The sequence below is a fragment of the Sphingomonas larreae genome, assembly GCF_051400595.1.
Lineage (GTDB): Bacteria > Pseudomonadota > Alphaproteobacteria > Sphingomonadales > Sphingomonadaceae > Sphingomonas.
Genome location: NZ_JBLFFI010000001.1, coordinates 1,644,863 through 1,664,349 on the forward strand (window position 1 = coordinate 1,644,863; position 19,487 = coordinate 1,664,349).

Here is a 19,487-nt window from a genome sequence, read left to right on the forward strand (position 1 = left end):
GGAGTAAGTGGCACGGCGGGTCCTGCGACAGGTCCAGGGCGCCCGCGCGCGCTCAGTCGAACAGGCTGCTCACGCTTGACTCGTCCGCGATGCGGCGGATCGCCTCGGCGAGCAGCGGTGCGATGGTGAGGTGACGGATCCGGCCGGTGGTGCCGATCGCCTCGTGGTTGCCGATCGAATCGGTCACCACCAGCTCGTGCAGCGCCGATCCCTCGACCCGCGCCACCGCACCGCCCGACAGCACGCCGTGGGTGACATAGGCGACCACGTCCTCCGCGCCGGCCTCCTTCAGCGCGGCGGCGGCGTTGCACAGCGTTCCCGCCGAATCGACGATGTCGTCGATCAGCACGCAGAATCGCCCCTCCACGTCGCCGATGATGTTCATCACCTCGGATTCGCCGGCGCGCTCGCGGCGCTTGTCGACGATCGCGAGCGGCGCGTTGTCGAGCCGCTTTGACAGCGCGCGCGCGCGCACCACCCCGCCCACGTCGGGCGAGACGACCATCAGGTTCTTCTCGCCGAAGCGCGAGCGGATGTCGGCCGACATCACCGGCGCGGCGAAGAGATTGTCGGTCGGAATGTCGAAGAAGCCCTGGATCTGCCCGGCGTGCAGGTCGACCGACAGCACGCGGTCGGCCCCCGCCGTGGTGATCAGATTGGCGACCAGCTTGGCCGAGATCGGCGTGCGCGGGCCGGGCTTCCGGTCCTGGCGCGCATAGCCGAAATAGGGGAGCACCGCGGTGATCCGCTTGGCCGAGGCGCGCTTCAGCGCGTCGACCATGATCAGCAGCTCCATCAGATTGTCGTTGACCGGATAGCTGGTCGACTGGACCACGAACACGTCCTCGCCGCGGACGTTCTCCATGATCTCGACGAAGATTTCCTCGTCGGCGAAGCGGCGCACCAGCGCCTCGGTGAGCGGCACCTCGAGATAGTCCGAGATCGCGCGCGCCAGCGGCAGGTTGGAATTGCCGGTCATCAATTTCATCGAGAACACCCTTTCGCGCCCGCCGCTCTAGGCTGGGGGGCTGGCGAGGGAAAGAGGCGGCGCGTAAGCGCGGGGACGATGACCCAGCCTGCCGCTTCCACCGTCACCCGCTTCGCGCCATCGCCCACCGGGCGGCTCCACGTCGGCAACATCCGCACCGCGCTGCACAGCTGGATGCTCGCGCGGCGCGACGGTGGCCGCTTCGTGCTGCGGATCGACGACACCGATGCGGAGCGCAGCGAGGAACGCTATGTCGACGCGATCCGCGCCGATCTCGCCTGGCTTGGGCTGCTGCCCGATCAGGAGGTGCGCCAGTCGGAGCGGTTCGCGCTCTATCAGGCGCGCTTCGACGCGCTCGTCGCGGCCGGGCGGATCTATCCGGCCTATGAGACCGCGCAGGAGCTGGACCTCAGGCGCAAGGTGCTGCTCGGCCGCGGGCTGCCGCCGGTCTACGATCGCGCCGCGCTGCGCCTCACCGACGCCGAGCGCGCGACGCTGGAACAGGATGGCGTGCGCCCGCACTGGCGCTTCAAGCTCGACCATGATGCGCCGATCGAATGGGCCGATCTCGTCCGTGGCGCGCAGCGCTTCGACCCGGCGACGATGAGCGATCCGGTCGTGCGCCGCGCCGACGGCTCGTGGCTCTACATGCTGCCGTCCGCGATCGACGACGCCGATCTCGGCATCACGCATGTGGTGCGCGGCGAGGACCATGTCTCGAACACCGCGCTCCAGCTGCAGATGTTCGCCGCCATGGGGGTGCCCGCGCCCGCCTTCGCGCACGCCGCGCTGCTGACCGGGAGCGAGGGCAAATTGTCGAAGCGGCTCGGCTCGCTCGGAGTCGACCATTTCCGCGCGAGCGGTATCGAGCCGGCGGCGGTGCTGTCGCTGCTGGCGCGGATCGGCACCAGCCAGCCGGTCGAGCCGCTGGTCGATCCCGCGCCGCTGATCGAGGCGCTCGACTTCGCCCAGTTCGGCCGCGCCCCGGCGCGCTTCGACGAGGCCGAGCTGGCGCAGGTGAGCGCGCGGATCGTCCACCAGCTGCCGTTCGAGGCAGTCGCCGACCGCCTGCCCGAAGGGATGGACGCGGCGGCGTGGACGGCGGTGCGCGCCAATCTCGCCACCGTGGCCGAGGCGGCGGACTGGTGGGGCGTGATCGAGGGCCCGATCGACGCGACCGCCGCCGGCGAGGACGGCGCCTATCTCGCGCAGGCCGCCACGGCGGCGCGCGCGATCGACTGGGCCGGCGACCCGTGGCACGCGCTCACCGCGCGGCTCAAGGAGGAGAGCGGGCGCAAGGGCAAGCCGCTGTTCCTGCCGCTGCGCCGCGCGCTGACCGGGCGCGACCATGGCCCCGACATGGCGGCGCTGCTGCCGCTGATCGGACGCGACCGCGCGCTCGCCCGGCTCGACGCCGCGGCGGACTCGAACCGCGACAGCTGACGTCCTATATCCGCGCGATGCAGTTCTTCGCCCGACTGTCGCCGCTGCGCGCCGCGCGCGACCTTCGCTTCTTCTTCCATACGCGTGAGCGCTATGAATGGGGGTTCCTGGCCCTGTCCGTGGCGATCACCGGCTTCCTGGTGTGGGCGTTCTTCCACGACTCGCATTTCGAGAAGGAATACAAGCCGAACATCGTCTATTTCGAACAGTGGAAGCTGGATCGCACCGACGCACAGATCATCGCGCAGCAGCAGATCGACCAGGCCAAGCGCGAGATCGCCGAGCGCGAGCAGCGCGCGCGCGAGGAGAAGTTGCGCCAAGGCTTCAAGCGGCTCGACGACAAGCTCAACGCGATGGGGATCTGAGCTGAGCGGGGCAGGGGGTGATGCCGTGCTCTCTCCGTCGCCCCGGCGGAGGCCCAGGCCCAGATGGGAAGATCGTATTGAGTCCCGCTAACGTCCCGCAACTGGGCTCCGGCCTACGCCGGGGTGACGATGAAGGACGGAATGAGCGCATCCTGTCGAGGGCCGACCGCTGGTGGCGTGCCGATGTGCGCTGAGTCTGCCTCCGACGCCCGCTGGATGGCCGCCGCGCTCGCGCTGTCCGAGCGGACGCGCGCGCGCACCTACCCGAACCCGAACGTCGGCTGCGTCCTCGTCCGCGACGGCGCGGTGGTCGGCCGCGGCTGGACCCAGCTTGGCGGCCGCCCGCATGCCGAGGCGATGGCGCTCGACCAGGCGGGTGAGCGCGCGCGCGGCGCCACCGCTTATGTCACGCTCGAGCCCTGCGCGCACGCCAGCCCGCGCGGGCCCGCCTGCGCCGATCTGCTCGTCGCTGCGGGGATCGCGCGCGCGGTGGTGGCGCTCGGCGACCCCGACCCGCGTACCGACGGCAGCGGCATCGCGCAGCTGCGCGCCGCCGGGATTGCGGTGGACGTGGGCGTCGGCGCCGCGGCGGCGCGGCGCGCGATGGCGGGCTTCCTCACGCGACGCGCCCTGGAGCGGCCGTACGTGACGCTCAAGCTGGCGCTGTCGCTCGACGGCGCCGCGGCGATGGCGGACGGAAGCAGCCAGTGGATCACCGGACCGGAGGCGCGCGCGCACGCGCATCTCGAGCGCGCGCGCCACGAGGCGATCCTGGTCGGCCGCGGCACTTGGGAGACGGACCGGCCAAGGCTCGACGTGCGGCTCGCCGGGCTGGAAGGCAGGGCGCCGCGGCGGGTGGTGCTGTCGTCGGGGGCGGCTGCTGCGGGCGAGGGTGACCCACTCTGGATCGCCTCCCCCGCCGCGATCGCCTCCCTTCCCGCCGACCACCTGCTGATCGAGGGCGGTGCGCGCACCGCCGCCGCCTTCCTGCGCGAGGATCTGGTCGACCGCCTGCTGCTTTACCGCGCGCCGATCCTGATCGGCGGCGGGCGCACGCTGCCCGACATCGGCCTCGCCGCGCTCGGCGACGCGCACGCGCGCTGGCGGCTCGTCGATGCGCGCCAGCTTGGCAGCGATCGGCTCGAAGTCTACGAGCGCGGCTGAGAGGTCATCATGTTCACCGGCATCGTCTCCGACATCGGCACCATCCGCCAGATCGCGCAGCGCGGCGACACCCGCGCGGTGATCGACACCGCCTATGACGTCGCCACGATCGAGCTGGGCGCTTCGATCGCCTGCTCGGGCGTGTGCCTCACCGTCGTCGACAAGGCGCCGCACGAGAGCGGCGCGGGCGGCTGGTTCGCGGTCGACATCTCGCACGAGACGCGCAGCCGTACTGCCCCCGCGCAATGGGCCGAGGGGCGCAGCCTCAACCTCGAGCGCGCGATGAAGCTGGGCGACGAGCTCGGCGGTCATATCGTCACCGGCCACGTCGACGGCGTGGCGACGGTGGAGGCGATCACCGCCGATGGCGACTCGCGCCGCATCGCCCTCCGCGTGCCGGGCGAGCTGGCGCCGTTCCTCGCGCCCAAGGGCTCGGTCACGGTCGACGGCGTCTCGCTCACCGTCAACGCGGTGGAGGACCTCGCCGACGGCACGCGCTTCACGGTCAACCTGATCCCGCACACCCAGGCGGTCACCACGCTCGGCGCGCTGGAGCAGGGCGAGGCGGTCAACATCGAGATCGACGTGCTCGCGCGTTATCTCCAGCGGATGGAGCATTATCGTGGTCGCTGAGCCCGCGGCGCTGGCGCGGCTGCGCCACGGCTATCTCGCCTCGCCCGAGGAACTGATCGACGAGGCGCGCAACGGCCGGATGTTCATCCTGGTCGACGACGAGGACCGCGAGAACGAGGGCGATCTCGTCATCCCCGCGCAGATGGCCACGCCCGAGAAGATCAACTTCATGGCCAAATACGGCCGCGGCCTGATCTGCCTCGCGCTGACGAAGAGCCGGGTCGAGCAGCTCGGGCTCGACCTGATGAGCCGCAACAACGGCACCCGCCACGAGACCGCCTTCACCGTCTCGATCGAGGCGAAAGACGGGGTCACCACCGGCATCTCCGCCGCCGACCGCGCGCGCACCATCGCGGTGGCGATCGACTCCACCAAGGCGCGCGACGACATCGTCACGCCGGGCCACGTCTTCCCTCTGGTGGCGCGCGACGGCGGCGTGCTGGTGCGCGCCGGCCACACCGAGGCGGCGGTCGATGTCGCGCGGCTCGCCGGGCTCAACCCCTCGGGCGTGATCTGCGAGATCATGAACGAGGACGGCACGATGGCGCGGCTCGACGATCTCGTCACCTTCGCGCAGTTCCACCACCTCAAGATCGGCACGATCCGCGACCTGATCGCCTACCGCCGCCGCCACGACCATCTCGTCGAGCTGGTCAGCGAAGCGCCTTTCACCAGCCGCTGGGGCGGCGACTGGACGGTGCGCGCCTATCGCAACAAGGCGACCGGCACCGAGCAGATCGCGCTGGTCAAGGGCCGCGTCGATCCGAGCAAACCGACGCTGGTGCGGATGCACGCGCTGTCCCCCTTCGCCGACATGTTCGGCGAGGACAGCCAGCGCAGCCACCTGCTGTCGCGCTCGATGGAGCTCATCGGCGCGGCCGGCGCGGGCGTGATCGTGGTGATCAACCGCCAGCGCGCCGACGCCTTCACCACCGCGGTGCGGATGAAGGCGGGCGAGGCGGTGACGGTCGATATGGAGGAATTGCGCGACTATGGCGTCGGCGCGATGATCCTGGCCGAGCTCGGCGTGCACGACATGGTGCTGCTGACCAACACGCACCACACGCTGGTCGGGCTCGACGGCTATGGCCTGTCGATCGTCGGCGAGCGCGAGATTGATTGATCCTTACTTTCTACTGCTGACGGAGGCCCGGCGTGGCGCATATCCTAATCGTCGAGGCACGCTTCTACGACCATCTCAACGACCTGCTGGTGGCGGGCGCACGCGGCGCGATCGAGGCGGCGGGGCATAGCTGCGAGGTGCTCACCGTGCCCGGCGCGCTGGAGTTGCCGGGCGCGATCGCCATGGCGTCCGAGCGCGGCCGCTGGGACGCCTTCGTCGCGCTGGGCGTAGTGATCCGCGGCGAGACCTATCATTTCGAGATCGTCGCCAATGAGAGCGCGCGCGGGATCATGGCGCTGACGATGGACGGCGTGGCGATCGGCAATGGCGTGCTCACCACCGAGAACGAGGCGCAGGCGATCGCGCGGGCCGATCCCGCGCAACTCGACAAGGGCGGTGCCGCGGCCAAGGCGGCGCTGGCGCTGCTCGACCTACGCGACCGGCTCGGCTGAGCGGGCTTCGCCGCATCACGTACCGCCGCTCAGCAGGCGCAACCACCCGCACACGACCTCGACCTCGGGACGCGCGGCAGCGGCTGCCGTGGCGACGAGATGATAGCCACTTTGTTCGATCACCGGCCCGAACGGATGGACCAGCAGGCCGGCGGCGAGGTCGGGCTGGGCGAGCGTCAGGCTGCTGATAACGGCCCCGTGTCCGGCGATCGCGGCCTGCACCGCATGCGCATCGTCGCTGAAGCGCGCGCCCGTCTCGATCGGCAGGTCGGTCATCCCGGCACGATGCGCCCATGACGCCCAATCGGGCGCAGTACTCGGTCCGGTCCATTCGCAATGGAGCAGCGGGACACGCCGGAGATCGTCCGGCACGGTGACGCCAAGCGCGGGGCTGCACAGCACGCCGATCCGCTCGTCCAGCAGCGGCTCCACCACGAGATCGCCGAACGGGCCATTGCCGTAGCGGATCGCGAGATCGGCCTCGCCCGACGCAAGGTCGACGATGAGGTCGCTGGCGTGGAGGTGCAGGTCGACCCTGGGATGCTGGCGCGCGAACTCACCGAGCGCGGGCACGAGGCGGCGGGCGGTGAAGAGTCGCGTTGCGGACAGCACCACTTTGGCGCGCGACCGCGATGCCGCCACCCGCGACCAAGCCTCGTCGAACGAGTCGAGCCCGGTGCGCAGGACCGGATAGAGCAGCGCGCCGGCAGGTGTCAGCGACACGCGACGAACGTGGCGGGTGAACAGCGGCTGCCCGAGGATCGCTTCGGCGTGACGGATATGATGGCTGATCGCGGTGGCGGTCACTCCCAGCTCGGCGGCCGCCTTCTGAAAGCTGAGGTGATGCGCCGCGGCCTCCACAGCGCGCAGAGCGGCGAGCGGCGGCAGCTGCCGCCGCGGGCGCACGGATGAGGTCAACTCAGCCATCCTCCTAGCTATTCGCGTTCGTCAGAGACCCAACGCAGCCGTAATGCGGGCATCACGGATGAAGGGAATGATGCTCATGCCAAAGCAAGGTGAGCCCGTGAAGCGGCTTCTTCATATCGACTCGAGCGCGCGGCGGGGATATTCGGACACGGACCGGCACGGCTCGCATACGCGGCGCCTGTCGCGTCGCTTCGTGGCGCGGTGGTGCGCGGCACGGCCCGATGACCTCGTCATCCGGCGCGACGTGGCGGCGACGCCGCCGACGGCTGTCGACCTCGACTGGATCGACGCCAGTTTCACCCCGGCCGATCGCCGCACACCCGAACAGGCCGCGCGACTGCGCGAGAGCGACGAATTGGTCGCGGAACTCGTGGCCGCGGACGTGCTGGTCATCGGCGCGCCGATGTACAATTTCGGGCTGCCCTCGCCGCTCAAGGCCTGGATCGACAATGTCGTGCGCGTCGGGGTGACGTTCGGCTTTGACCGTGCCCGCGCGCCCGAGCCCTACTGGCCGATGCTGACGTCCGCCAAGCCGGTCGTGATCCTCTCGGCGCGTGGAGACTATGGGTATGAGGCCGGCGGCCGGCTCGCGGCTAGGAACCTCGTCGAGTCAGGACTGACCGTTCCGCTGGGTTATCTCGGGCTGACGGAGGCGCATGGCATCGCGGTGGAATATGATGAGTTCGGCGACGAGCGGCTCGCTGCCTCGCTCGCCGCGGCCGAGATGGCGGTGGATCAGCTCGCCGACGCGCTCATCTCGGCGCCGCCCGCCGCTGCGTGACCGTGATCATCCCAGCCGCTCCAGCAGCGCCATCGCCGCCTGCGGTGCGCGCACCTTGGCGCCGTTGATCATGAACACGAACGTGTCGCGCGGCCGCACCGGCGCCGGCTCCGCGACATAGGGCAGACCCTTGGGGCTCTTCCCCGTCGTCCAGTCGCGCGCCACTTGCGTCCAGCGGTCGAGCGCGGCCGGCGCATAACCTGCGGGCTCCTCTTCGCGCGCGTCCTCCAGCCGGGCATAGACGAAGTCACCCGAGAGGTCGGCGAGCGCGGGATAGTCTGCGGAGTCGCCGTAGACGATCGCCGCCCCGGCCGCGCGGCACAGCGCGACAAACTCGGGGATCGCGAACGATTCGTGCCGCACCTGGAGCGCGTGGCGCAGTGCGACGCCGTCCTGCTTGGCGGGCAGCAGCGCCAGGAAGCCACGAAGGTCGTCCGCATCGAACTTCCGCGTCGCCGCCATCTGCCACAGGATCGGGCCGAGCTTGTCGCCCAGCTCGGTAATCCCCTGCGCGACGAAACGCTGCACCGACTCGCCCGCCTCGGCCAGCACCTTGCGCGTGACGCAATAGCGCGACGCCTTGAGCGCGAAGACGAAGCCGTCGGGAGTGCTGTCGCGCCACGTCGCGAAGGTGGCGGGTTTGAACGAGGAGTAGAAGGTGCCGTTCACCTCGATCGCGGTGACGTGGCGGCTGGCATAGTCCAGCTCGCGCTTGTGCGGCCATTTCTCCGGATAGAAGGTGCCGCGCCACGGCTCGTAGGTCCAGCCGCCGATGCCGACTCGGATGGGTGCCGTGCTTGTCATGCCACTGGCGTGCCGCGTCCGGCGCGTGCTGTCGAGCCGGCCGGCGGCACCGCGGCGCGGCGCTGCGCCGCATGCCATTCGGCGCGCGTGAGCAGCGCGTCTAGGTCCTCGGGCGCGATGTCGAACGTCTCGTGCAGGTCGGCGAGCGCGGCGTCGATGTCGGCGGCATGGAGCTCGGCCGCCACCGGCGCCGCGGCGCGATGCGGATAGGAGCGGGCGGTGAGGCGGTGGAACAGCAGCCCGGCGCCGACCAGCGTCAGCGAGTTGAGCGCGACCGGCAGCAGCGCGAAGCCGAAGCCTGCGGCATGCACCGCCGGGCCGCCGATCACCGCGGTGAGCGCGGCGGCGCCGCCGGGCGGGTGGAGGCAGCGCAGCAGCGACATGACCAGGATGGCGCTGCCCGCCGCCACGCCGGCGGCGAGCGCGGCGCCGGGGACGAGCTGATACACCGCCACGCCGACCAGCGCGGAAAGCGTGTTGCCGCCGATCACCGGCCAGGGCTGCGCCAGCGGGCTCGCCGGCACCGCGAACACGAGCACCGCGGAGGCGCCGAGCGGCGCGACGATCAGCGGCAGATCGGCGCGCGCGAGCGGCAGCGCGGCGCAGACCAGCGCGGTGAGCGCAATGCCGATCGCGGCGCCCAAACAGGCGATCAGCCGCTCGCGAAAGTGCGCGCCGGAAAGCAGGGGTGTAAACAGGCGGAACGGCATGGCGCGGCTGTGCCGCGGCGCCGAGACGGCGTCAACGCGATGCTGGCGGCGATGAATTGGTCGAACAATCGACTGGAGCGGGCGAAGGGATTCGAACCCTCGACCCCAACCTTGGCAAGGTTGTGCTCTACCCCTGAGCTACGCCCGCTCTGGCGCCTGAGCCGCCCCTCGTCGCGAGGACCGGCTGGGTGAGGCGCGGCCACTAGCAGCGGCCCCGACCGCCGGCAACAGCTTTTTACGCATTGCCGCATTTTTCTCCCGCACGCGCGAATTGACCCCGATCAGCCCGGACCTTACGTCCCGCGGGCATGACCGCTCCAACGATCCTGCTCGTCGAGGACGATCCCTCGCTCCGCATGCTCACCGCGCGCGCGCTGCAGGAGAACGGCTTTACGGTCCGCCCGGCCTCCGCCGCGCCCGAGATGTGGCTCGCGCTCGACTCGGGGCCGGTTGACCTCGTGCTGCTCGACATCATGCTGCCCGGCACCAGCGGGATCGACCTGTGCCGCTCGCTGCGCCAGAAGAGCGACGTGCCGATCATCTTCATGTCGGCACGCGCGAGCGAGACCGATCGCGTCGTCGGGCTCGAGCTGGGGGCGGACGATTATATCGCCAAGCCGTTCGGTACGCGCGAGCTGGTGGCGCGGGTGCGTGCGGTGCTGCGTCGCCCTGCGCTCGATCGTCGCGCCGGCGCGGGCGATCAGGGCATGCTGACCTTCGACAATTGGACGATCAACCTGCCGCGGCGCGAGCTGAGTTCGCCCAGCGGCGCGATCGTCGATCTCACCGGCGCCGAGTTCGACCTGCTCGTCGTGCTCGCCGATCATGCCCAGCGCGTGATCGCGCGCGAGCGGCTGATCGAGCTCAGCCGCACCCGACTGGGCGACAGTTCGGACCGCTCGATCGACGTGCTGATCAGCCGCCTGCGCCGCAAGCTCGGCAGCGCGGGGGCGCCCGCCCCGATCGTGACGGTGCGCGGTGTCGGCTATATGCTCAACGCGCCGGTCGAGCGCGGCTGACGCGCGCGCATGATGCGCTCGCTGCGTCGCCCCGCGCTCGGCCTGCTCGGGCAGGTGGTGGCGATCCTGCTGCTGACGCTGGTGATCGAGTTCGGCGCCAGTACGCTGCTCTATGAGCGCGCGAGCCGGTTCGCGGTGCGCGACGACGAGGCCAACCGGCTGGCCGAGCATCTCGTCATCAGCCGCCGCCTGCTCGCCGAGCGTCCTGCGGCGCAGCGCGAGCGAATGGCGGCCGAGCTCACCACCGACCGCTATGCGCTGCGCTGGAGCGAGGCGTTGCCGGCGCCGCCGCCGATCGCGCCCGCGCTCGACGAGATGCAGCGGCAGGTGATCGAATGGGAGCCGTCGCTCGCCGCGACCGACCTGCGGCTGCGCATCCAGACGCCGGGGCGTCACTCGGTGGTGACCGGCGGGTTGCGGCTGCCCGACGGCAGCTGGCTCTATTTCCGCACCCTCGAACCGGTCGCCACGATCAATCTCGCGTTCGAGCGCATCGCGCTGGCGATGGTCCCCGCGATCGCGCTGATGGTGCTCGGCGGCATCCTGCTGCGGCGGGTTCTGCTGCCGCTGCGCCGGCTCGCCGCCGCGGCCGAGCGCGTCGGCCACGGCGACGTCGTTCCGGTCGAGGAGGACGGGCCGGGCGAGGTGCGGCGCGTGATCGGCGCGTTCAACCGGATGCAGGACCGCATCCAGGCGCTGATCGCGGGGCGGACGCAGGCGCTCGCCGCGGTCGGACACGATCTGCGGACGCCGCTGGCACGCCTGCATCTGCGCACCGAGTCGCTGCCGCGCTCCGAGGTGCGCGAGGCGATCGCGCACGACGTCACCGAGATGGAGGCGATGATCACGTCGTTGCTCGCGTTCCTCGGGGGCGAGGCCGAGCCCGAGCCGCCGACGGTGGTGGATCTCGCGGTGATGTGCGCCACCGTGATCGACGATGCGCAGGACCGCGGTGCGGACGCGACCTATGTCGGGCCGGATCATTGCGAGTGGAGCGTGCGGCGGCTCGGGCTCAAGCGCGCGCTGGTCAATCTCGTCGAGAATGCGCTTCATTACGGCGAGCGCGTCACGCTGACGCTGCTCCCACCCGACGGCGCGCTGACGATCCGCGTCGAGGACGACGGACCGGGTATCCCCGACGATCAGCTCGACCGCGTGATCGAGCCGTTCGTGCGGCTCGACCCGGCGCGGGGGCGCGACACGGTGGGGTTCGGGCTGGGGCTGCCGATCGTCCAGCTCGCGGTCGCGGCCGAGGGCGGCACGTTGTCGCTGACGAACCGTGCCGCCGGCGGGCTGCGCGCCGAGATCGTGCTGCCGTCGCGCTGAGAGGCGGAACGCCGGCGGCGCGAGGTCGCAGCCCCTGCGCCGGCCGCGACGCCTGAAGGCGCCCACGTCGATTGCCGGGTGCCCTCCCGCAACGGGTTGAGGATGTGCACCATCCGGTCAGCAACGAAACGTCACGCGACGGCCGGATGCGAGACATCGCGCAGCGCTAATCACTGGACGGTTACTCACTAGGAGAGTGTCGCCGTGAACGACGTCCCCGGCTCGCTGCCCATCTGTTCTCCGCGGCGCCCCTGCCGCGCTGTCATCCTCTTCGTCACGGCGGCGGCGTGACGGCCAGCCTCGCTCCCGAAGCCGCGGCGGTCGCTCGCCCCGGCGTCTCGGTGCCCTCGCTGCGCTTCCTCGGGCGCGATCTCACCGCCTCGATCGTGGTGTTCCTCGTGGCGATGCCGTTGTGCATGGGCATCGCAATCGCCTCGGGCGTGCCCGCGGAGAAAGGGCTGATCACCGGCATCATCGGCGGCATCGTCGTCGGCGCGATCGCCGGCTCGCCGCTGCAGGTGAGCGGGCCCGCCGCGGGTCTGGCGGTGATCGTCTACGAGCTGGTGCGCGATCAGGGGATCGGCGCGCTGGGTCCGATCCTGATCCTCGCCGGCCTCGTCCAGTTCGTCGCGGGCGTGTTCCGGCTCGGCGGCTGGTTCAAGGCGATCTCCCCCGCGGTGGTGCACGGCATGCTCGCCGGGATCGGCGTGTTGATCGTCGTCGGCCAGTTCCACGTCCTGTTCGACCACCGCCCGCTGCCGAGCGGGCTGCAGAATCTCGCCGCCGTGCCGGGCCGGCTGCTTGGCCTGTCGAGCACGCTCCGGGCGACGGAATTTGCCTTTGCGATCGGCGTCGCGACGATCCTGGCGATGCTCGGCTGGGAGAAGTTTCGCCCCAAGGCCCTGCGGCTGCTGCCGGGCGCGCTGGTCGGCGTCGTCACGGGGACGGTGCTGGCGCTCGCGCTCGGCGTCGATGTCGCGCGCGTTCAGGTGCCGGCTTCGATCCTGGGCGCGATCGCGCCACCGAGCACCGCCGCGCTGGCGAGCTGGCTCAACCCGTCTTTCCTGGCCGCGGGGCTGGCGATCGCGTTCATCGCCTCGGCAGAGACGCTGCTCTCGGCCGCCGCAGTCGACAAGATGCACGACGGCGTGCGCACCGACTACAACAAGGAGCTGCGCGCGCAGGGCGTCGGCAACCTGCTGTGTGGTCTTGCCGGCGCGCTGCCGATGACCGGCGTGATCGTGCGCAGCTCGGCGAACGTGCAGGCGCATGCGGCGACGCGGCTGTCGTCGATGCTCCACGGCGTGTGGATCCTCGCCTTCGTCGCGGCGCTGCCGTTCGTGCTGACCGCGATCCCGATGGCCGCGCTCGGCGCGGTCCTGGTGGTGACCGGGGTGCGGCTGGTAAGCGTCAAGCACGCCACGCATCTGTTCCGCGACTATGGCGCGCTGCCGGTGCTGATCTGGGCGGCGACGCTGATAACGGTGGTGACGACCGACCTGCTCACCGGCGTGCTCGTCGGCATCGGGCTGACGATGCTCGAGCTGGTGCCGCATCTGCGCCGCTTGCGGCTCAAGGTGTTCGAGGCGAGTGAGGGCGACGCGCACGCGATCACGCTCGATGGCACCGCCACCTTCGTGACGCTGCCCAAATTGTCCGAGACGCTCGATCGCGTGCCGGCGGGCACGCACGTCCGGATCGATGCCTCACGGCTTGATGCGGTCGATCACACCAGTGCAGAGATGCTGCGGGACTGGTTCCAGCGGCGCCGCGCGACGGGTGCCAAGGTCGAGATCACGGGTGCGCGTGGCAGGATCGCCACACTTGGGGACCAACACGACTGAGCTGGTACGGCCAACATGTTTTGACACCAACGAGACATAATCTGGCAATATCGTCCAAATACGTCGGGAGGGTGGCTTAGCGGCTGCCCTCCCGACGCCTTTGTGGGCGCGGGGGAGAGCGAGCCCGGGTCACGAGCAGGAGGAGCCTCTGCCATCAGGGAGGTTCCATGAACTACACGCTTCGTCTCGCCACGGCGCTGCTCGCCGCCGGCCTCGCCATTCCCGCCGCCGCGCAGGATACTGCGCCGCCCAAGCCGGTCACTGTCTCGGGCTCGGTCGGGCTCGTCAGCGACTATCGTTTTCGCGGCGTGTCACAGTCCGACCGCAACCTGGCGGTGCAGGGCGGCCTCACGATCGCGCACGAGAGCGGGCTGTATATCGGCACCTGGGGCTCGAATCTCGCCGGCTGGGGCACGTTCGGCGGCGCCAACATGGAGCTCGATCTGATCGCGGGCTACAAGTTCCCGATCGGCGGCGGCACGCTCGACGTCGGCGCGACGTGGTACATGTACCCCAGCGGGTTCGACAACACCGACTTCATCGAGCCCTATGCCAAGCTGTCGGGCACGCTCGGGCCCGCATCGCTCACCGCCGGCGTCGCCTATGCGCCCAAGCAGGAGGCGCTGGGGTCGTGGTATCTCAACGGCACCTCGGCGGCGAACGGCGTCTATGACCGGCCCGGCGACAAGAATGATAATCTCTACGTCTGGGGCGACGCCGCCGCCGCCATCCCCAACACCGGGCTGACCGCAAAGGCACATATCGGCTACTCGAAGGGCAATGACGGGCTCGGCCCGTTCGCCACCAGCGTGGCGCCGACGGGTGAATATGCCGACTGGATGCTCGGGGTGGACTATGCAGTGCCCACCACGCCGCTGACGCTCGGAGTGGCCTATGTCGACACCAACATCTCCAAGCGCGAGTCGGCTTACCTCCAGCCGAGCTTCAGCCGCGGCCAGGACGGCACCGGCACGATCGCGGGCAGCACGGTGGTGGTGTCGCTCACCGCGGCGTTCTGACCGGTTCCGGCTTCGGCCCGGGCAGGCATAAAGGCTTCAGGGGGCAGCAGCGGCGGCGACGGATTCCTGCGTGCGCTGAAGCACGGATCCCGTCATCGCTTGAGCGCGCGGCGGGGCTCGCCCGGGCACCCACGACGCCGCGGGGGGTTTGTATCCCCCGCGGCCTTCCCACATAAGGGCGCATCAACCGCAGGAGTGCGCCTTGGCCACGCTAGGAATGTCACCGGCAGAGAAGGAAGCCGTCCAGCGCTTCCGGTCGGAGGTCGTCGAGCCGTCGATGACCAGCCTCGTCATCATCGATTTCTGGGCCGAATGGTGCGGCCCGTGCAAGGCGCTCGGTCCCGTGATCGAGAAGGTGGCGGCCGACTATGCCGACAAGGGCGTGGTGCTGGTCAAGGTCGATACCGACAAGGACCAGTTCATCGCGGCGCAGTTCCAGATCCGCTCGATCCCGACCGTCTACGCGATGTTTCAGGGTCAGCTGGTCGCCGACCTGACCAGCGCGCGTACCGAGTCGCAGCTGCGCACGATCATCGACCAGCTGCTCCGCCAGCTGCCGATCGCGGGCGAGGCGCAAGAGCAGGAGGCGGAACTCGAGCCGCTGATCGCGATGGGCGAGCAGGTGCTGGCGGAGGGCGACGCCGCGCGCGCCCTGTCGATCTTCGATCAGCTCGCCGACATGGCGCCCGACCATCCCGCGGTGCTGTCGGGCCGCATCCGCGCGCTGGTCGCGGCGGGCAAGCTGGACGAGGCCGAGGCGACGATCGCCGCACTGCCCGCGGAGGTCGCGGCGCAGCCCGACGTCGCGCGCGCGCACGCGGCGCTGGCGCTGGCGCGCTCGGCTCCCGCGGTGGATGATCTCGCTCCGCTTGAGGCCGCGGTGGCGGCGAACCCGGACGACCTCCAGGCGCGCTACGATCTCGCCAATGCGCGGATGGCCGTGGGCGACCGCGACGCCGCGGCGGCCGGCTTCCTCGCGATCATCGCGCAGGAGCGCGACTGGAACGAGGGCGCCGCGCGCCAGCAGCTGCTCAAGCTGTTCGAGGTCGTCGGGCTGGAGGATCCGTGGGTCTCGGCGCAGCGGCGCAAGCTCTCGGCGACGTTGTTCGGATGAGCGCAACGACGCGGCTCTCGATCTTCCCGCTGCCAGGCGCGCTGCTGTTCCCGCAGCTGCACCTGCCGCTGCATATCTTTGAGCCGCGTTACCGTGCGATGGTGTCGGACGCGATGGCGCGTGACCGTCGCATCGCGATGATCCAGCCGCGCCCCGACAGCGACGACCGCGCGCACCCCGCGCTGTTCGACATCGGCTGCGTCGGCCGGATCGCGGAGGTGGAGGCGCTCGACGATGGGCGGTACAACCTCATCCTGCAGGGCCTGTCGCTCTTCCGCGTGGTGCGCGAGATCACCGTCACCACCCCGTTCCGCCAGGTCGAAGCCGAGTTGCTGCCCAGCCCTTCGGACGAGACGCTGTCGCTGGGGGCGCGCTCGTCGCTCGAGCTGGAGGCGCGCCGCTTCGCCGAGGCGCACGGCTATGCGGTCGACTGGAAGGCGGTGGGGCGGCTCGACGACACCAGCCTGGTCAACGGCATCGCGCAGATCGCGCCGTTCGACGTGGCGGCCAAACAGGCGCTGCTGGAGGTCGAAGGGATCGCCGAACGCGCCGAGCTGCTCGTCCAGCTGATGCACTTCTTCGGGCGGCATGACGGCGAGGACCGGGTGACGCTCCAGTGAGCGACGGTGCGCGGCCCGAGTTGCTCGACGATTGGCTGCTCGCGCGGCTGGTCTGCCCCGCGACGCGCACCCCGCTGCGCTACGATGCCGCGCGCGGGCTGCTGATCTCCGACGCAGCGGGGCGCGGCTATCCGGTCCGCGACGGCGTTCCGATCCTGCTCGTCGAAGCCGCAGTGCTGCTTGACGATGAGACTGCCTCGCCAAAATGAGTTGGCCCATTGTGGCGAGATAGTGCAAGTTCTTTTTATCGACTTTGTGAGTTGTTGCCCGGTCGGAGTGCAATGTCACGCTGACCTAGAATGGCGATTGTAGATCGTCCAACCTCACCAATTCTTCCTAAGATGTCGTCAAGGGCGTTCGCTCAGGACGTCTGTCACGAATTACTTCACCGATGCCGCTCGATAGCTTTGTCTATTGGGGCAAAAGTGGAGCGATCCGACGTGGTTATTACCCGCAGCGATGCGCCCAAGGACAGGTCGCACGCCAGGCTGTCGCGCGGACGTCGTTCTTGGTGAGGGTGTTATCGGCATGACCACGGTGATCGTGGCGGACAGCGACCTGTCCCTTTCTACCATCCAGCCGCTCCGCGACGCACTGAGCGACGCGCTGGCAGCCGGCGCACCGGTGCAGCTCGACCTCGGCGCGGTGGCCGCGCCCGGCGTGGCGCTGCTCCAGCTCGTCGAGTCGGCGCGGCGGCAGGCGACGCGCGACGGGGTGGCCTTCGCGCTGACCGCGCCCGCCGCCGCGACTCTGCGCGACGTGCTCGAGCGCGCCGGCTTCGTCGCCGCTTTTGACCAGGCCGATCATGCCTTCTGGTTTCACGGAGATTCATCGCAATGACCGCTTCGATCCTCACCGTCGACGATAGCGCCAGCCTGCGCATGGCATTGCGCATCGCGCTCACCGGCGCGGGCTACACCGTCACCGAGGCGAGCGACGGGGCGGACGGGCTGGCCAAGGCGACCGCAACTCGCTTCGATCTGATCGTCACCGATCTCAACATGCCCAATATGGACGGACTGGCGATGATCCGCGCGCTGCGCGAGCTACCCGCGCAGGCGGGCGTGCCGATCATCTTCCTCAGCACCGAGTCGGACGGTGAGGTGAAGGCGGAGGCCAAGGCCGCAGGCGCGACCGGCTGGCTGGTGAAGCCGTTCGAGCCCGAGCAGCTGCTGCGCGTCGTCCAGAAAGTGTTGGCGCGGTGAGCGGGGAGGACCCCACCGCGGTCTTCCGGGTCGAGGCGGCCGAGCTGCTCGACCAGGTGGAGCAGGCGCTGCTCGATCTCGCGCACCGGCTCGACGATGCGCCGCTGATCGATGCGGTGTTTCGCGGGCTCCACACGCTCAAGGGCTCGGGCGCGATGTTCGGCTTCGACGCTTTGGCCGCGTTCACGCATCATTGCGAAAGCGCGTTCGATCGCGTTCGCAAGGGACGGGTGCGGGCGACCCCCGCGCTGGTCGCCGCCATTCTCACGGCATGCGACCACATGCGCGGCCTGGTCGAGGGAAACGCGGCGGTGGCGGAGGGCGCGTCGATCCTGGCGCGGCTCGCCGACGCGGTCGACGCAGATGCGAACGCCCCCGCGCCGACGCCCGGCGACACGGCCGTCGCGCCAGCAGCGGCGGCAGGGGGCTGGCAGCTGGCCTTCCGGCTGCCCCGCGAGGCGCTGATCCACGGGACCAACCCGCTCGCGCTGCTCGACGAGCTGCGCACGCTCGGTGCCTGCGACGTGGTGGCGCGGCGCGACTGGGTTCCGCCGCTCGATGCGCTGGCGGCGCGCGAGTGCCACCTCGGCTGGGACGTAACCTTGCGCGGCGCCGTGCCGCGCTCCGCGATCGACGACGTGTTCCTGTTCGTGCTCGACGACATGGAGCTGGTGGTGACCCCGCTCGACGATCCGGGCGATCCGCTCGAGCTTGATGGCGCGTCGCTCGGCGGGGACGGTGCGGCCGCGCGCGCCTCGGCGGGGACGCGCGAGGGCGGCGAGCTGGTCCGCGTGCCCGCAACCCGGCTCGACACGTTGATGGACCGCGTGGGCGAGCTGGTGATTGCGCAGAGCCGGCTGACCCAGGTCGCCGGCGATCGCCACGATCTCGCCCTGCGCTCGGTGGCGGAGGAGATCGAGCGGCTCGCCGCCGAGTTGCGCGAGACGATGATGGTGCTGCGGATGGTGCCGGTGTCGAGCCTGTTCGGGCGCTTCCGCCGCCTCGTCCACGATCTCGCTGCGCAGACCGGCAAGCCGATCGCGCTCACCACGACGGGCGAGGCGACCGAGGTGGACAAGACGGTGATCGAGCGGCTGTTCGACCCGCTCGTTCATATCGTGCGCAACGCCTGCGATCACGGGCTCGAGCCTGAGGCGGAGCGGGTGGCGCTGGGAAAGCCTGCCGCCGGCACGGTCCGGCTTGCGGCACAGCAGGCCGGGGGTGCCGCGGTGATCACGGTCAGCGATGACGGGCGCGGGATCAGCCGCGCGCGCGTTCGCGCCAAGGCCGAGGCCGGCGGGCTGCTCGCACCCGACCAGGCGATCGCGGACGCCGATCTGCTCGCGCTGGTCTTCCACCCCGGCTTCTCCACCGCGGCGACGGTGACCAGCCTCTCCGGGCGCGGCGTCGGGATGGACGTGGTGAAGCGCGAGATCGAGCGGTTGCGGGGCACGATCGAGATGACCAGCGTGGAAGGCAGCGGCACCACCATCATGCTGCGCATTCCGCTGACGCTCGCGATCGTCGAGGGGCTGCTCGTGCGCGTCGGCACCGCGCGCTACGTGATCCCGCTGGCGGCGGTGGAGGAATGTCTCGAACTGTCGCCGGAGGAGGATCTGCGCTCGCGCGGGCGCAGCCTGATCACGCTGCGCGACCGGCTGGTGCCGTTCCTGCGGCTGCGCGAGCTGTTTGCGACGCGCACGCAGCCGGACCCTTATCAGAAGATCGTGGTGGTCACGGCCGGGCGCGAGCGCGTCGGGCTGGTGGTGGATCAGATCGTCGGCAGTCACCAGACCGTGACCAAGCCGCTCTCCGCCTTCCACCGCGGCCTCAGCTCGTTCGGAGGCGCGACGATCCTCGGCGATGGCGGCGTGGCGCTGATCCTCGACGTCGCCCAGCTGGTCGCGCTGGGCCAGTCGCGTGACGACCAACGACTGGCAGGGTGATGCC

Annotated in this window: 21 protein-coding genes and 1 tRNA gene; 17 read left to right on the forward strand and 5 right to left on the reverse strand. The window is 70.3% G+C overall.

The features are described 5' to 3' along the window. Positions 1-52: 52 nt before the first annotated feature. A complete protein-coding gene (locus ACMGDM_RS07535; RefSeq protein ID WP_436803471.1) occupies positions 53-988 on the reverse strand; it encodes a ribose-phosphate pyrophosphokinase in 936 nt (311 codons plus the stop codon). Positions 989-1,066: 78 nt separating this feature from the next. On the opposite strand from ACMGDM_RS07535, the gene ACMGDM_RS07540 reads away from it, so the two are divergent. The 6 genes from ACMGDM_RS07540 to ribH all read left to right on the forward strand — a co-directional run bounded on the left by ACMGDM_RS07540 (position 1,067) and on the right by ribH (position 6,168). Next, positions 1,067-2,431: a glutamate--tRNA ligase gene (locus tag ACMGDM_RS07540; RefSeq protein ID WP_436803472.1), complete on the forward strand. Its 1,365-nt coding sequence runs from the start codon at positions 1,067-1,069 to the stop codon at positions 2,429-2,431. A 17-nt stretch (positions 2,432-2,448) separates the two neighbouring features. Next, positions 2,449-2,796, forward strand: a complete 348-nt coding sequence (locus ACMGDM_RS07545; RefSeq protein ID WP_436803473.1) for a hypothetical protein — start codon at positions 2,449-2,451, stop codon at positions 2,794-2,796. A 216-nt stretch (positions 2,797-3,012) separates the two neighbouring features. Next, positions 3,013-3,960, forward strand: coding sequence for a bifunctional diaminohydroxyphosphoribosylaminopyrimidine deaminase/5-amino-6-(5-phosphoribosylamino)uracil reductase RibD (gene ribD, locus ACMGDM_RS07550; RefSeq protein ID WP_436803474.1), 948 nt, complete (start codon positions 3,013-3,015; stop codon positions 3,958-3,960). Positions 3,961-3,969: 9 nt separating this feature from the next. Continuing rightward, entirely contained in the window at positions 3,970-4,593 is a 624-nt protein-coding gene (locus ACMGDM_RS07555) for a riboflavin synthase (RefSeq protein ID WP_436803475.1), read from the forward strand. Further along, positions 4,583-5,716 (forward strand): 3,4-dihydroxy-2-butanone-4-phosphate synthase, encoded by a 1,134-nt coding sequence (gene ribB / locus ACMGDM_RS07560; RefSeq protein ID WP_436803476.1) that lies wholly within the window; start codon positions 4,583-4,585, stop codon positions 5,714-5,716. The genes ACMGDM_RS07555 and ribB overlap by 11 nt, the downstream gene beginning before the upstream one ends. Positions 5,717-5,748: 32 nt before the next feature. Further along, entirely contained in the window at positions 5,749-6,168 is a 420-nt protein-coding gene (gene ribH, locus ACMGDM_RS07565) for a 6,7-dimethyl-8-ribityllumazine synthase (RefSeq protein ID WP_436803477.1), read from the forward strand. 15 nt (positions 6,169-6,183) lie between these two features. On the opposite strand, the gene ACMGDM_RS07570 is transcribed toward ribH, so the two are convergent. After that, a complete protein-coding gene (locus ACMGDM_RS07570) occupies positions 6,184-7,095 on the reverse strand; it encodes a LysR substrate-binding domain-containing protein (RefSeq protein ID WP_436803478.1) in 912 nt (303 codons plus the stop codon). Positions 7,096-7,192: 97 nt separating this feature from the next. On the opposite strand from ACMGDM_RS07570, the gene ACMGDM_RS07575 reads away from it, so the two are divergent. Then, positions 7,193-7,876: an FMN-dependent NADH-azoreductase gene (locus ACMGDM_RS07575; RefSeq protein ID WP_436803479.1), complete on the forward strand. Its 684-nt coding sequence runs from the start codon at positions 7,193-7,195 to the stop codon at positions 7,874-7,876. 6 nt (positions 7,877-7,882) lie between these two features. On the opposite strand, the gene ACMGDM_RS07580 is transcribed toward ACMGDM_RS07575, so the two are convergent. The 3 genes from ACMGDM_RS07580 to ACMGDM_RS07590 form a co-directional block, all read right to left on the reverse strand. Next, positions 7,883-8,680 carry a DUF72 domain-containing protein gene (locus ACMGDM_RS07580; RefSeq protein WP_436803480.1) on the reverse strand — a complete coding sequence of 266 codons (798 nt, stop codon included), beginning with the start codon at positions 8,678-8,680 and terminating at the stop codon, positions 7,883-7,885. Continuing rightward, a complete protein-coding gene (locus ACMGDM_RS07585; RefSeq protein ID WP_436803481.1) occupies positions 8,677-9,390 on the reverse strand; it encodes an HPP family protein in 714 nt (237 codons plus the stop codon). The genes ACMGDM_RS07580 and ACMGDM_RS07585 overlap by 4 nt, the downstream gene beginning before the upstream one ends. A 73-nt stretch (positions 9,391-9,463) precedes the next feature. Continuing rightward, positions 9,464-9,538: transfer RNA gene (locus ACMGDM_RS07590), tRNA-Gly, on the reverse strand. 160 nt (positions 9,539-9,698) lie between these two features. On the opposite strand from ACMGDM_RS07590, the gene ACMGDM_RS07595 reads away from it, so the two are divergent. From ACMGDM_RS07595 to ACMGDM_RS07640, 10 genes are all read left to right on the forward strand, one after another. Beyond that, on the forward strand, positions 9,699-10,409 hold the full coding sequence (locus tag ACMGDM_RS07595) for a response regulator transcription factor (RefSeq protein ID WP_436803482.1): 711 nt from the start codon (positions 9,699-9,701) through the stop codon (positions 10,407-10,409). A 12-nt stretch (positions 10,410-10,421) separates the two neighbouring features. Further along, entirely contained in the window at positions 10,422-11,735 is a 1,314-nt protein-coding gene (locus tag ACMGDM_RS07600) for an ATP-binding protein (protein WP_436803642.1), read from the forward strand. Positions 11,736-12,076: 341 nt separating this feature from the next. Further along, positions 12,077-13,579, forward strand: a complete 1,503-nt coding sequence (locus ACMGDM_RS07605) for a SulP family inorganic anion transporter (protein ID WP_436803643.1) — start codon at positions 12,077-12,079, stop codon at positions 13,577-13,579. Between the two features lie 167 nt (positions 13,580-13,746). Next, the gene (locus ACMGDM_RS07610; protein WP_436803483.1) at positions 13,747-14,598 is read left to right on the forward strand and encodes a TorF family putative porin; all 852 of its coding nucleotides are present in this window, start codon (positions 13,747-13,749) and stop codon (positions 14,596-14,598) included. A 217-nt stretch (positions 14,599-14,815) separates the two neighbouring features. Further along, positions 14,816-15,712, forward strand: coding sequence for a tetratricopeptide repeat protein (locus ACMGDM_RS07615; protein WP_436803644.1), 897 nt, complete (start codon positions 14,816-14,818; stop codon positions 15,710-15,712). After that, positions 15,709-16,332 carry an LON peptidase substrate-binding domain-containing protein gene (locus ACMGDM_RS07620; protein ID WP_436803484.1) on the forward strand — a complete coding sequence of 208 codons (624 nt, stop codon included), beginning with the start codon at positions 15,709-15,711 and terminating at the stop codon, positions 16,330-16,332. Before ACMGDM_RS07615 ends, ACMGDM_RS07620 begins: the two co-directional genes overlap by 4 nt. Further along, positions 16,329-16,541, forward strand: a complete 213-nt coding sequence (locus ACMGDM_RS07625; RefSeq protein WP_436803485.1) for a Trm112 family protein — start codon at positions 16,329-16,331, stop codon at positions 16,539-16,541. Before ACMGDM_RS07620 ends, ACMGDM_RS07625 begins: the two co-directional genes overlap by 4 nt. A 319-nt stretch (positions 16,542-16,860) precedes the next feature. Beyond that, positions 16,861-17,172 (forward strand): STAS domain-containing protein, encoded by a 312-nt coding sequence (locus tag ACMGDM_RS07630; RefSeq protein ID WP_436803486.1) that lies wholly within the window; start codon positions 16,861-16,863, stop codon positions 17,170-17,172. Then, positions 17,169-17,537 (forward strand): response regulator, encoded by a 369-nt coding sequence (locus ACMGDM_RS07635; protein WP_436803487.1) that lies wholly within the window; start codon positions 17,169-17,171, stop codon positions 17,535-17,537. Before ACMGDM_RS07630 ends, ACMGDM_RS07635 begins: the two co-directional genes overlap by 4 nt. Further along, complete coding sequence (locus ACMGDM_RS07640; RefSeq protein ID WP_436803488.1) at positions 17,534-19,483, forward strand: chemotaxis protein CheA; 1,950 nt, start codon at positions 17,534-17,536, stop codon at positions 19,481-19,483. The genes ACMGDM_RS07635 and ACMGDM_RS07640 overlap by 4 nt, the downstream gene beginning before the upstream one ends. Positions 19,484-19,487: the final 4 nt, after the last annotated feature.